The organism is Clostridium sp. LS3, assembly GCF_055330225.1.
Map to the genome: position 1 here is coordinate 3,870,765 of NZ_CM143921.1, position 13,498 is coordinate 3,884,262.

General features: G+C 29.3%; 12 protein-coding genes and 1 tRNA gene. 2 read left to right on the forward strand and 11 right to left on the reverse strand.

The window, feature by feature from the left end:
• Window positions 1-108 precede the first annotated feature (108 nt).
• From malQ to ACZJV1_RS18255, 6 genes are all read right to left on the reverse strand, one after another.
• Complete coding sequence (gene malQ / locus ACZJV1_RS18230) at window positions 109-1,587, reverse strand: 4-alpha-glucanotransferase (RefSeq protein ID WP_463650991.1); 1,479 nt, start codon at window positions 1,585-1,587, stop codon at window positions 109-111.
• Between the two features lie 308 nt (window positions 1,588-1,895).
• Entirely contained in the window at window positions 1,896-2,912 is a 1,017-nt protein-coding gene (locus tag ACZJV1_RS18235; protein ID WP_463650992.1) for a LacI family DNA-binding transcriptional regulator, read from the reverse strand.
• Between the two features lie 116 nt (window positions 2,913-3,028).
• Entirely contained in the window at window positions 3,029-3,904 is an 876-nt protein-coding gene (locus ACZJV1_RS18240) for a sugar ABC transporter permease (protein WP_463650993.1), read from the reverse strand.
• A 1-nt stretch (window position 3,905) separates the two neighbouring features.
• On the reverse strand, window positions 3,906-4,841 hold the full coding sequence (locus tag ACZJV1_RS18245) for a carbohydrate ABC transporter permease (RefSeq protein WP_411169220.1): 936 nt from the start codon (window positions 4,839-4,841) through the stop codon (window positions 3,906-3,908).
• 57 nt (window positions 4,842-4,898) lie between these two features.
• Window positions 4,899-6,104, reverse strand: coding sequence for a sugar ABC transporter substrate-binding protein (locus tag ACZJV1_RS18250; RefSeq protein ID WP_463650994.1), 1,206 nt, complete (start codon window positions 6,102-6,104; stop codon window positions 4,899-4,901).
• Window positions 6,105-6,521: 417 nt separating this feature from the next.
• Window positions 6,522-8,351 carry a glycoside hydrolase family 13 protein gene (locus tag ACZJV1_RS18255; RefSeq protein WP_463650995.1) on the reverse strand — a complete coding sequence of 610 codons (1,830 nt, stop codon included), beginning with the start codon at window positions 8,349-8,351 and terminating at the stop codon, window positions 6,522-6,524.
• Between the two features lie 164 nt (window positions 8,352-8,515).
• On the opposite strand from ACZJV1_RS18255, the gene ACZJV1_RS18260 reads away from it, so the two are divergent.
• The gene (locus ACZJV1_RS18260) at window positions 8,516-9,205 is read left to right on the forward strand and encodes a helix-turn-helix transcriptional regulator (RefSeq protein WP_463650996.1); all 690 of its coding nucleotides are present in this window, start codon (window positions 8,516-8,518) and stop codon (window positions 9,203-9,205) included.
• A gap of 434 nt (window positions 9,206-9,639) precedes the next feature.
• On the opposite strand, the gene ACZJV1_RS18265 is transcribed toward ACZJV1_RS18260, so the two are convergent.
• The 5 genes from ACZJV1_RS18265 to ACZJV1_RS18285 all read right to left on the reverse strand — a co-directional run bounded on the left by ACZJV1_RS18265 (window position 9,640) and on the right by ACZJV1_RS18285 (window position 12,552).
• Entirely contained in the window at window positions 9,640-9,780 is a 141-nt protein-coding gene (locus tag ACZJV1_RS18265) for a hypothetical protein (RefSeq protein ID WP_463650997.1), read from the reverse strand.
• Window positions 9,781-10,161: 381 nt separating this feature from the next.
• Window positions 10,162-10,839 (reverse strand): metallophosphoesterase family protein, encoded by a 678-nt coding sequence (locus ACZJV1_RS18270; RefSeq protein WP_463650998.1) that lies wholly within the window; start codon window positions 10,837-10,839, stop codon window positions 10,162-10,164.
• Between the two features lie 266 nt (window positions 10,840-11,105).
• Window positions 11,106-11,447 (reverse strand): hypothetical protein, encoded by a 342-nt coding sequence (locus tag ACZJV1_RS18275; RefSeq protein WP_463650999.1) that lies wholly within the window; start codon window positions 11,445-11,447, stop codon window positions 11,106-11,108.
• Window positions 11,448-11,590: 143 nt separating this feature from the next.
• A tRNA-Arg gene (locus ACZJV1_RS18280) sits at window positions 11,591-11,665 on the reverse strand.
• Between the two features lie 80 nt (window positions 11,666-11,745).
• On the reverse strand, window positions 11,746-12,552 hold the full coding sequence (locus ACZJV1_RS18285) for a staygreen family protein (protein ID WP_463651000.1): 807 nt from the start codon (window positions 12,550-12,552) through the stop codon (window positions 11,746-11,748).
• A 177-nt stretch (window positions 12,553-12,729) separates the two neighbouring features.
• Between ACZJV1_RS18285 and ACZJV1_RS18290 the strand changes: the two genes are divergently transcribed.
• A complete protein-coding gene (locus tag ACZJV1_RS18290) occupies window positions 12,730-13,455 on the forward strand; it encodes a lysophospholipid acyltransferase family protein (RefSeq protein WP_463651001.1) in 726 nt (241 codons plus the stop codon).
• The last annotated feature ends 43 nt before the right edge of the window (window positions 13,456-13,498 follow it).

Genomic DNA, 13,498 nt, shown 5'->3' on the forward strand with positions numbered 1-13,498 from the left:
AGTTTTACTCCTTTAATATGATTACTTTATATTTCTACAAGGTTTTATATAATAAGCAATATTGATAATTTTCTTTATTTAATTAATTATATAGTTTTAGTTTTTTATCTATGCTCTTCCATAAAGCTTTGTTAATTCTAGAATTTTCTCTGATAGACCTTCTGTAATTTGATCGCTTGTAGCTCTCCACTCCCAATTTCCACCTAGTGTTGATGGTATATTTGTTCTTGTTTCACTTCCTAAATCTAAGAAGTCTTGCATTTGTGCTATTGATAAATAACTTACAGAAGACCATATACCTCTTATGAATCCCCAGTTATAACCTTCTTCTTCTGTTAATCTTAAATATTTTTTAGCATGCTCCAAAGGCCCTGCGTTAAATTCTGAATCTATCCATCCTCTAATTGTGTCATTGTCATGTGTTCCTGTATATACTACACAATTCTCTGTGTAGTTATGTGGATGGTACTCACTATCTCCACCACCAAATGCAAATTGAAGAATCTTCATTCCTGGATATCCAGTTGCATTTTTCATATCTATTACTTCTTGAGTCATAAAACCTAAATCTTCTGCTATAATATCTAGCTCTCCTAATTCAGCTTTTATAGCATCAAATAATTTGTTTCCTGGACCCTTTACCCACTTACCAAACTCAGCAGTTGGATCACCATATGGTATTTCCCAATATGATTCAAATCCTCTAAAATGGTCTATTCTTACTACATCAAATAACTTGAAGCTTTCTCTTACTCTTAGTATCCACCAATTATAACCATCTTTCTCCATAGCGTCCCAATCATATATTGGATTTCCCCATAACTGACCAGTTACTGAAAAAGCATCTGGTGGGCATCCTGCAACTGATATCGGAGCCATATTTTCATCTATTTTAAATAGCTTTGGATTTGACCATATATCACTTCCATCTTCAGCTACATATATAGGCATATCCCCTATTATTTTTACACTATTATCATTTGCATATTTTTTTAACTTGTTCCATTGCTCAAAAAATTTAAATTGGATGTAATTCCAGTATTCTATTTCATCTTGTAACATTTCTTTATATTTATTAATTGCTTGTGGCTCTCTAACTCTTATATCGTTATCCCATTGTTGCCATGATACAAGATTAAAATGCTCTTTTACTGCCATATAAAGGCTGTAATCTTCTAGCCAAAACTTATTTTCTTCCTTAAATTCTTTAAAACTTTCTTGCTTATTCTTTTTAAAGTTTTCATATGACCTTCTTAAAATTGGTTGTCTAGCTTTATAAATTCTATCGTAATCTATCTTGCTAGGATTGTCTCCAAAATTTACATTTTCATAGTCACTTGAATTTAATAATCCATCTTTTCTTAATAAATCTAAGTCTATAAAATGAGGATTTCCAGCAAATGCTGAAAAACATTGATATGGAGAATCTCCATAACTAGTTTGTCCAAGCGGCAATATCTGCCAATGCTTTTGTCCTGAACTTTTTAAAAAATCTACAAACTCATATGCTTCTTTTCCCAAGGAACCGATTCCAAATTTCCCTGGTAAAGAAGAAATGTGCATTAATATTCCACTACTTCTTTCCATAGTTGTCTCCCCTTAAACAACAAAATATATTTTGTTGTTTTTAACTTATTCATTATTTAATATTTTTACTACTTTAATTTCTTTTATATTAATATTTAATAAATATTTTGCTAGTTTTTAAAAACTGGAAACGATTCATTATTTATAAAAAAATTTTTATAATCTATTTCAATAAATAAGATACTTATTAATCATATAAATAATCCTAAATATCTTTACTAATCACATTGAAGTTAGAGATCCATATAATGCTCTTTAATATAATGCATCATTTGGATCATCAATGTGCTAACATAAATACCTATAGCTTATTTCTTAAGATTCTTACATGATTCCCTTTCTACTAATTCAGTATCTAGAACTATATGTTTATTATCCGTTTTCTTTTCAATAAGTTCTACTAATAGCTCTACACTCATTTCCGCCATTTGTGTTCTTGGTTGCACTATAGTAGTTATTGCAGGAGTATTAAATTCCGTTATATCCATTCCGTCAAAGCCTATTAATGATATATCTTCTCCTAATTTTAAGCCTCTATCATAAATAGCCTTAGCGCAACCAACTGCCATAACATCTGATATTGCAAATATCGCTGTAATATCACTATTCTTTTCTAATAATTCTATTGTTGAATTATATGCATCTCTAGAACTATAGTTTCCATAAACAACTTTATTATTATCCATTTTAATATTAGCCTCTGTTAATGCCTCTACATATCCTACAAATCTTTCTTTTCCAATTCCTATATCATCACTAACACCAAGTACTATACCGATGCTAGAATGACCTAAGCTTATTAAATATTTAGTTGCATTAAATGCTGCCTTACTATTTTCAATACCTATTGATGAAAAATTACTAATTCTATCATCATACATTGTATTTACAGATGCTAATACTACAGGTATATTTATTCCTTCAAATGTTGTTTCATCTAATTCTGTTAAGTTACATCCTAAATATATTAATCCCTGTAACTTTCTTTCCTTAATAAAACTAATTATATTAAATAACTCTCCTCTATCACTATAATCATTATGTTGAAGAGTCATTGTATATCCATTTTTAGTAACTTGTTTACTTATAACATCAAGCATTTCAGAGAAAAAAGGATTGAACACACCTCTTACTAATACTCCTATACTATTTGTATTGCTTTTTTTTAGGTTTCTAGCACTATTATTGGGTATATAATTACTTGTTTTTATTATTTCTAATACCTTTTCCCTAGTACTATCTTTTACATCAGGGTGGTTATTTAATACTCTAGATACAGTACCTACTCCTACTCCAGCTAAACGTGCAATATCACTTATATTCATATTATCTTTTCTCCTTACTACTTAACTATAATTGTATATCACCATTATATACGTATTACTGACATTTTTTAATACTATCAGTCATAATTTTATAGTTTTGTATATATTCACTACTTTTATTCCTTAACAGCTCCTGCAACTAATCCTGTTGCAACAAATTTTTGTATTGATACGAATAATATTGCTAAAGGTATTGTAGCCATAACTGATGCTGCTGCATAAAGTGTCCAGTTTGTTGAAACCCCTTTATCCATGAATGATTTTAGTCCCATTACTAAAAGTTTCATTGATGGATCCTTTAATAATGCTGCTGATAATACGAACTCTCCAAAGGTACCTATAAATGAGAAGAAGAAAATAACTACTAGCATTGGTTTAGTTAAAGGTAATATTATTTTTTTAAATACTTGTCCATGAGTTGCTCCATCAACATATGCTGACTCATCTAACTCCTTTGGTAATCCTTGAATAAATCCCTTCATTAACCATATGTTGTATGCACTTGCTCCACACATTACTATTATTAAGAATGCGTGATTATCCATTCCCCATGGTAACTCATATGCTACACCTAGAATTGCTGGTAATGCCATTGATGCTGGGAACATTTGAAGTATAAGTAATGCCATTAACCCATATTTTTTTCCTGAGAATCTTAATCTTGAGAATGCATATGCAGCTGGTAAAGTTAATAATACTTGTACTATTGCTACAAATAACGCAACTTTACCTGTATTAAACATCCAAAGCAAGAAATTTGTTTCAGTTAATACTTTTCTATAATTATCAAAAGTTATTTCTGAAGGTATTAGTTCTTTTTGTATAAAGCTTGATCCTGTTGATAATGATGCAGTAACTATTGCAGCTACTGGGAATAAAACAATTGCTATGCTTATCCAGATAAATATTCTACCTAACCATAATGTAGTTTTTTCTCGTTTATTCAGTTTCTTCTTGTGCTTATATTTTTTCTCTTTCTTTATATTCAACATACTAATCCACCTCTTTAAACTGGCCTGATGCCCTCATTTGTATGAATGCTATTGTTCCTACAATAAAGAACATTATTATTGATAATGCCGCACCTAAGTCAAATCTTCCAAATTGTGTTGTCATTTTATAAGCTGCTGACCCTAACATGTCTGTATAACCTGCAAAAGGTGTATCCGGTCTTACTGGTCCACCAGATAATAGTAGGAATGCTGCTGAGAATCCACCAAAGTTGAATGACCATGATCCAATTAATAACGGAAATGCTGTTGTAGCTAAGCTTGGTAATGTTATTTTAAAGAACTTTTGGAATCCATTTGCTCCATCTATGTCCGCTGCTTCGTAATATGTTTCTGGTATAGCTGATAAAGCTCCTATACAAACATTCATCATATATGGGAATCCAAGCCATATACTAATTAATACTACAGCCAATCTTGCTGGCCCAACTTGTGTTAGCCACATTATTGGCTCATTTATAATGTGTAATTGCATTAATATTTGATTTACAGCACCATATTGGCTATTTAATAATCCACTGAATGATACTATAACTATAGCTCCTGGCAGTGCCCAAGGAACTACTAAGAAAGCTTTATATAATGAAGCTTCTTTCATATTTTTATTTGAAAGTACTAATGCAAATATCAATCCAACGGCAAAACATCCTAAAGTAATTAATGTTGCACAAATAAATGTCCATGCAAATACTGGTAAAAACACTTCCTTAAGTGGTCCTGTTAAAACATCTTTAAAATTCTTTAAGCCTACAAATCCCCAATCGCCATTCATTGTTTTTAAATTATAATTTGTGAATGCAATATAAATTGTATATCCTATTGGTAAAATTGATAGTATAAACATACTAATCATTGATGGTGATAGAAATTTTAAAGCTCTTAAGTTTTCTTTGGCTGTAATTTTCTTTTTCTGCTTCATCTCAATTCTCTCCTTAGGAATAAAAGGGATGTTATTCATCCCTTTTATCAATTTATTTTATTGTTGAGTTTGTATTCCTTTTTTAATTCCATCAACAATATCAGGTGCCACTACTGATGGATCTTCACCCTTAATAATTCTTGATATACTTCCTGTTGAACCCCATACAGCTTGCATTTCAATAATGTTTGGCATTGGAACTGCGTTCTTTGATTGATCTAAGAATCCTTGGAAGTATGGATCTTCTGATGTTAAACCTGAATCAATAACACTTTGTCTAACTGGTATTCTCTTACCTGCTTTAAAGTAATCTTCTGCCATGTTTTTGCTTAAGTACTCCATTAATTTCCAAGCAGCTTCTTTTTTGCTTGATTTAGCTGTTACAAAACCTGTTTGTACACCTAAGAATGATTTATATGGCTTTCCACCTATTGATGGAACTTCTGCAACCCCTAAGTTAATTCCTGCATCAACCATTTGAGCTATATCCCATGATCCTGATATATAGAATATTGATTCTCCAGACTTAAAGTTTGCAGATGCAATATCTCCTGTAACATCAACTGGCATTAATTTATGTTTTTGAACTAAATCTTGAAGGAATTGGAAACCTACTATTGAACCAGGACTTGCTAATCCAATATCTTTTCCATTTAAGTTACCTTCTTCTCCTCCAAATATATATCCTCCAGTTGTTTGAATGATACCTCCAGTAATATAGAAGTTTCCTAAATCAATTTGGAATCCATTTGGTCCATGTGCTTTTGCCACTTCAATTAATTCTTCCATTGTTTTTGGTACTTCTTTCACCTTATCTTTGTTGTATAATAACGCAACAGTTTCTTGTGCAAATGGAACTGCATAGTTCTTTCCACCTATTGCTGTAGCATTCCAAACTGATTCATTTACATAACCTGTTCTATCAAAAGAACTTGGAACTTCATCTACAACCCCTGCAACTTGGTATGTTGATAAGTTATCATGACCTACACCTATATACATATCAGGTGCCTTACTTGAGTTAGCTACTTGCAAGAAATCTTGAGCTCCGCCATCATCATTTAACACCTGTATTTCATATCCATTTTCTTTTCCCCAATTATTAGCATGAGTTTGGATTACCTCTCTTTCTTTATCAGTAACCTTAGTCCAAACTGTTAACGTCTCACCCTTTGAAGTCTTTCCTGAACTTCCACAACCTGTTAGTGCTGATCCTGCCACTAAAGTAGCCATAACTAATGCTATAAATTTTTTCTTAAACATTATTGTCCCTCCATAAAATTATTTATATAAAGATTAATCTTTATATCAATTAAAAATTTGTTATTTGTATTAGTTTGTCCTTATTTCTTGGAAGCGTTTCCAGAAATAAAGTTGATTTGTAGATTTTCAATAAAGTTTCTAATAAACATATCTGCTAAGGTCTTTCTATATCTAATTTAATATTACAACCTATGCTTAAATTAAATCCTTTATTTATATCTACAAAATCCTTATTATAGAATCTATTGAATAATCTAGCCCTAATTTATCAATATTTTCTACTTAAATTTATTTTAAAACCAATTGGAATTGTTTCCAATATTCTGTTCGATTTATGAAATCGATTTATTTTATAGTAGCATTATTTTTTTTAATATTCAACATTTTTTTGATAAATTTTCAGTATTTTTTGTTTTTTTATTTAATTACAACAAATTTATACGCTTCTAATTTTAGTCTATCTTTGAAATTGATTTCTTTTTCATTAAATATATCTATTTTGTTTTTATTTTTTAATTCTTCTAGTAGATCTATTTCAGCTGCTTCCTCTGAATTATTTATTATTACCGTTATATCTCCTCTTTTATATATCAGCACTGGATTTTCTTTTTCTGTTAGCACCCATTCATTTTCGATTGATTTAAATTCTAAGTGCTCCTTTTTAAGCTTAATTAGCTTTTTAGTAAATTCAAACATTTCTTTATCTTGCTTTTCTTCGTCCCATACCATACACCTTCTATGAAATTCTTGCCCCATTCCCTGATTACCTTCCATGCTGTACTCAGTTCCATAATATATACATGGTGATCCAACTTGAGTGAACATAAATAACAAGGATAACTTTACTTTATCTTTGTTTCCATTTGCTACTGTTAGTATTCTTGGCGTGTCATGGCTATCTAGTAAATTAAAAGTAACTTCATTTATTTGATTTTGATAACTTACACTTATTTGATTTACTAAATATTTAAACTGCTCTGTATTTATTTGATTTGTGCAAAAATATTCTTTTATTGCTTCTGATAATGGATAATTCATTACTGAATCAAACTGATCTCCCATTAACCACGGTAATCCATCATGCCATACTTCTCCTAGAATATAAGTATCTGGATTTACACTTAGCACTTTTTCTCTAAACTTTCTCCAAAAGACATGGTCAACTTCATTACATACATCCAATCTCCATGCATCTATATTCATTTCCCCACTCCAGTATTCAGCTACCTTTAATAAATACTCAATAACTTCAGGATTTTCCGTATTTATCTTAGGCATCATAGCTGTACGTCCAAAAGTTTCATAATTTAAATTTCTTCCATCTAACTCTCTTAATGGCTTATCTACAACCGGAAACTTATTTATATAAAACCAATCTTTATACTTAGAATTTTCATTATTAGCAACGACATCTTGCCATTGTGGAGAGAAGTATCCTAGGTGGTTAAATACTGCATCTAGCATTATTTTCATACCTCTTTTATGTGCTTCATCAACTAGCTTTTTAAATGTTTCCTTATCCCCTAAAGTTGGATCTATTTCTAAATAATCTATTGTATCATACCTATGATTAGTTGTAGCTTTAAATATTGGACAGAAATATAGACCTGTTATTCCTAAATCACATAAATAATCTAGCTTATCTATTACTCCTTGCAAATCTCCCCCCATGAAGTTTTTACCTGTTGGCTCTGTTCCCCATGGTTCTACATTTTCAGGATCTATAGATTTATCTCCGTTACAAAACCTATCTGGAAATATTTGATACCAAATTGTACTTTTTGCCCATTCTGGCGCCTTTGCTACATCCATATTGTTTAAATATGGAAAACAATAAAAATCTCCTATTCTACACAGTTTACTTTCATCTGAGTTTCCATCTAAAAGATGAACTCTTTTTTCTGTAAATAATATTTTTTCATCTTCTCCCTCTAATATAAATGCATATCTTGAACGCTTTTTCTCTGGTTTATGTTCTGCTATCCAATGATCAAAGTATTCAGTTTCTACTTCTTTTCTCATTTCAATACTGACTCCACCAGTCCATGTACTTCCCCCTGCATTCATATTTCCGCCATCACAGCCACCTTCATCCCAAATATAAGGATCTCCAATTCTAAGATAAGCTTTTTTAACTTCACCCTTTTTAGTTTTAATTCTTATATGTAGTGTATCTTTATCGTATCCATAAGAATAGTTGCTTTTAGGGATATGATGTATTGCTTCTCTTGTTATACTTTTGATCATTACTTATTTCCTCCTACTTCATTAACTTATTTCATTTTAAATCGTTTGCATAATATATTAAGCAGCTTCTTTAATTTGAATTATAGCATCATATTATTTTATTTCTTTTATATTTTTTCGATTTATTGTATAATTTTTATATAAAATTATTAAGGGGAATGCTAATGAATAATCATTTAGATACTGATAAATTTATAGGAGATGATCAGTTTTTTTATACTGATTTTCAAACATTTATAAAAACTAATGACTTTAACCAAATATTAGATCATCTTAAGAAAAAACATATTTATGAAATTTCTATCGAAAAGGATATTGATGAAAAGAAATATGACTTAATAATTTGGAATGCTTTTTTATCTAAAGAGATTATTAAAGATAAGATTATAAAAATTGCTTTACATGATGTTTACAATTTCTTTTATTTAAATATTATTAAATGCAATTCACTTGTTGAACTTCAAGAACTTGAAATAAAAATGTTTGAAAAATATACAGTACAAATCATTAATAATATGGAGATTACTTCTAACTTTGCTGTTAATCGTATTTTACATTATCTTCATATGCATGTTGAAAATTATTTCTCATTAAATGAAATGGCAGGCGAACTTAATAATTCACCATCTTATCTTAGTTCCTTATTTAGTAAAACTATGGGGATTTCTATTGTTGACTATATTCACGATCTAAAGATTAATAGAGCTAAAATACTACTTAAGACTACTTCTAAAAATATTTTAGAAATATCTCAATTGCTAGGTTATTGTGATTCTAGCCATTTTTCTAAAAAGTTTAAGGAAAAACAAGGTGTTTCTCCTCTTTCTTACAGAAATGATAAGCTTATAAAATAAGAAAGTGGGCATATGTAAGTTTAACAATTTTATTTGTTAAAAATTTTTAAAAGTTATAGTTTTCTGCATATTTAAATATTATATAGATATTTTTTATCTACTGAATTTCTTGATAAACCTAGTAAAATCAAGGGTTTACAGGGGGATAACGTTTCGTGAGGTCCTTTAAAAACAAAAAAATCAATTATAAAGTGAGCTTCATACTATGGAAAAACTAGAAATTTTTAAAAAAGAAGAGATTACCTACTCTGAATTAAGAAAATATTTATGTGTAAATTGGCGTGGCGTTATGCTACGCCAATTTTGTTATTTTTAGCGGTTTCATCCATTATTTGAAAATTAAAAGTTACTCCACTTACCTTAAACATGTAAAATACTACACTTGTTGCCTCTATATCACTTCCTTGTAGTTACTTTAATACATTTCTTAGTACCTACTCTATATCTAAGTAAAACCTATAAAACTTACGTGTCTTTAATGGCTTACTTATCTTTTTAATATTAATTCCTTTTAATGCTTTAATTATCTTTAACCCTTCTATTTCATTCTCATATCTAATTTGTATCTTTGCCATATACCCTACTATAATTACATTCATTGTTTCAATTATAACTATACAATATAAAATTAATACTATAGACTTTTCCTTTTAAAATGAAAAAGTCAATTTTACTGATATTTCTGTGTAGTTACTTTATTAATTTATATGATAACTACAAATATAGGTTATCTAATATCATTAGGTTCTCTAATGATTATTACCCATAAGCCTAAAATGCTTCTTGTGCAAATCATTTTTCCTAATACTGATCTTTTAAATGTATCCCCATTTCAAAAGCATTTTTTTGGAGTCATATGGTCTCACACCACAACAACCTACATTCTCATAGGTTTCTATGAAATATATTGGCCAATGCTAAATATTAGCATACTTCTTTATCCATTCACCCCCTCCTTAAACATAAAACTCTTTCATATCATCTAATCTTAAACAAGCTAGTTTTCCATTTGCCTCTTCAAATACACACCCGCAATCAATATATATTGTTTTATCTACTATTTTGATTTTCACATCATAATCATCATCATCATCATCATTATTGTTAATTGTTTGTACTGGTGTATGTCCACAGACCACTGTATAATCTCTATATTTCTTCTCATTGCCTATATTACTTCTATCCCATAAACATATATCTTCTTCTTGTTTTAAAAATCCCTCTAACTCTAGATCATCACAGTTTTTATCAAAATGTAATCCAGCATGAACTAATATGAACTTATCAACAACCTTAATTATAGGTAAATCTTTAATATATTTATATAAAGTTTCTTGATATATATAGTCCTTCTCCATTATCTGTATATGAGTTGATTGCCCACCATTGTAAAACCATAATATAGGGTTTCCACTCTCAAAGTACTCTTCAAGCATTTTTTCATGATTGCCTTTTATTAACGTTATATTTTTATGGCCTAATACATAGTCTAATATTCCTAATGGATTAGGTCCTCTATCAAATATATCTCCAAGAATATAAAGTTCATCAGTTTCATTAAAATCTATTAAGTTAATCATATTTATAAACTTATTATAGCAACCATGCAAATCTGACATAGCATAAATACTCATACCTTTTCCCTCCTATAGAGTAGATTACTTATGTAGTCCACTCATTTATTAGAATTGCGGAATAAAAATAAAAAGACCACAGGATATTCCTCAGTCTAAACTGATATAATTCCCATAGTCTATTATATGAAACTCTCCACTAAAATAGTGAGGTACTAATTCTATTTAATTATTATGCTTATGCTTGTTTTAGCATAAAGCATCTTTAAAATCTAGTTATATCAGCGATTTAAGTGTAGTTACTACATAAATTTATTAGGTAACTACTATATACCCCAATTCTCTTTTAGCTGATTAACTATTTTCATCACTTCTCCATCATCTTTTACTATATTTGAGTGATATCCCTTTGCTAAAGTTTTATATAGTTTCTTATATTTACTTTTATCGCTCTCATTGTGGTTACTATGTTTATGACTCTGATAACCACCATATAAATTATAATTATTGTAGTTACTTTTAAAGTTTTCATAATAACTACGTTTTCGCTCTTTAGCTACTTCATATTGATTCTTTATATTCTCTAGCATTTTCTCATCTCTAAGCGTTCCAAACACATCATAAAATTTATCATAAGAGTTATTGCCATATATTTTTTCAAAATTCACTTTATCCTCTAAATATATTTAAAAATAAATTGTAATTTGATGACACCACAAGATGAACCAAAATACAAAAGGCACCTTTTAGGCATCACTGGCATAAAATAAAAGCCGTAAACCCTTTATATAACTAGGTTTACAGCCTTTTATGGTATCCCCAACAGGGATCGAACCTGTATCTGTCCCTTAGGAGGGGACTGTTCTATCCATTGAACTATGGAGACACAATTACAACTAAATTGTATAATAACATTATGCACATGTCAATATTATCCTAAGCATATGTTATCTCCATATGTTTAATTTATTCCTTGATACTTTTTATAATTACCCCATTAGATTTTACAATTAAATCTACTTTAAGCTTTTTAACTTTTGAGTTTAATTTTATATTAATAGCTGCAGATACTTCATATATTTTATCACAACCATCTATTGATTTTATTTTATTAATGTTAATAATTTCACTTTTATCTACACAGTAAATTATTCCTGCTCCATATAATACGCATAGTTGTGTCTGTATATATGGATTTAAAAGGTTTAATATAACTTCTTCTTCATTACTAAGTTTATTTTTCTTTTTTCTAGTTTCCTCTTCTACTAATTGAAATTTCTCTACTAAGTTATAACCATAGAAATTATCGTAAGTTTCTTGAATATATTTATACTCCTTTAATTTCCCCCAGTTTTCTACTTTATAGAAGTCTTCATACTTTGAATTAAACTTTATAAATACATCTGAGTTATCTAAATGAGGGTATTTTTCTATTAATTGCCTATCACTCAGTATTATTGAATTAATTATCAACGGAAGTCTTCTTCTATATATTTTATCTTTCTTTTTTATTTTATCTATATCATTCTCTTCTCCATCTACATTTACATAAAGATACAAAATATTTTTTCCGTTCTTTTCATGCCATTCTCCATGCATTTCATCATCATTCACACTCACTTTTATTTGGTCATAACCACCACCTATAGATACCATTATCTCTTCAGTATTATTAGAATAAGTAACTATATAATTTCTCGGAGTTACTGGCCCCAATTGAGACACACCATCTTTAAAGTCTATAATAACTTTCCATGGAACTAACCTTTCCAAAATTTTCACCTCAAAAATACGCTTTATTGTTTACTATATGTGCATATTCTTTATATAGTTACTTGCATATAAGGCTTGTCTGTTTATTAAAGAAATTTATATACTTTTATATAGTCTCACTTTGTTGTATACTTTATTTATGTAATTTTATTAAATTATTGAAAGGATTTGATTTTCATGCTTAGATCTATTGTTTGGTATATATACTTTTTTATTGCTTTATTAATCAGTATGCCTCGTATGATAAAAACAAAAAGTCTTGATAAGAAAGGACTAGAAAAAGAAAAGGAAAGAGTTGTTTATAAAGCCACTACTTCCTGGGCTAATGGTCTTCTAAAAGTTGCAGGAGTTAAGGTTACAGTTCATGGGTTAGAAAACCTTCCCAAAGATAAAAATGTTTTATTTATAGGAAATCACCAAGGTAATTTTGATATTCCAATATACATTAGTAAAATTCCTGGTCTAAAAGGATTTGTATCAAAAATAGAAGTAAAAAAAATTCCTGGGGTTAGTACATGGATGGAGTATATGCATTGTATTTTTATGGATAGAAGTAATATAAGAAAAGCTGCTGAGGCTATAGTACAGGGTGTTAAAGTTCTAAAAGATGGACATTCCTTAGTTATATTCCCAGAAGGTACAAGAAGTAAAGGTGACAAAATGAGAGATTTTAAAGCTGGTAGCTTTAAGTTAGCAACAAAATCTAAGGTACCAATAGTTCCTGTTACAATGAGCGGCTCTTATAAGATAATGGAATCAAATAGCCGTAAGTGGATTATAAAGCCAGCTAATGTTGATTTATATATTCATCCTGCTATAGAAATAGCTAATTTGACTAAGGAAGAACAAGATGCTTTACCTAAAAAAGTTTATGAAATAATCAAAAGTAAGTTACCAAACTAGTCTTTATTAACACTAGAAGTATTTTTAAAATAACTAATAAAAA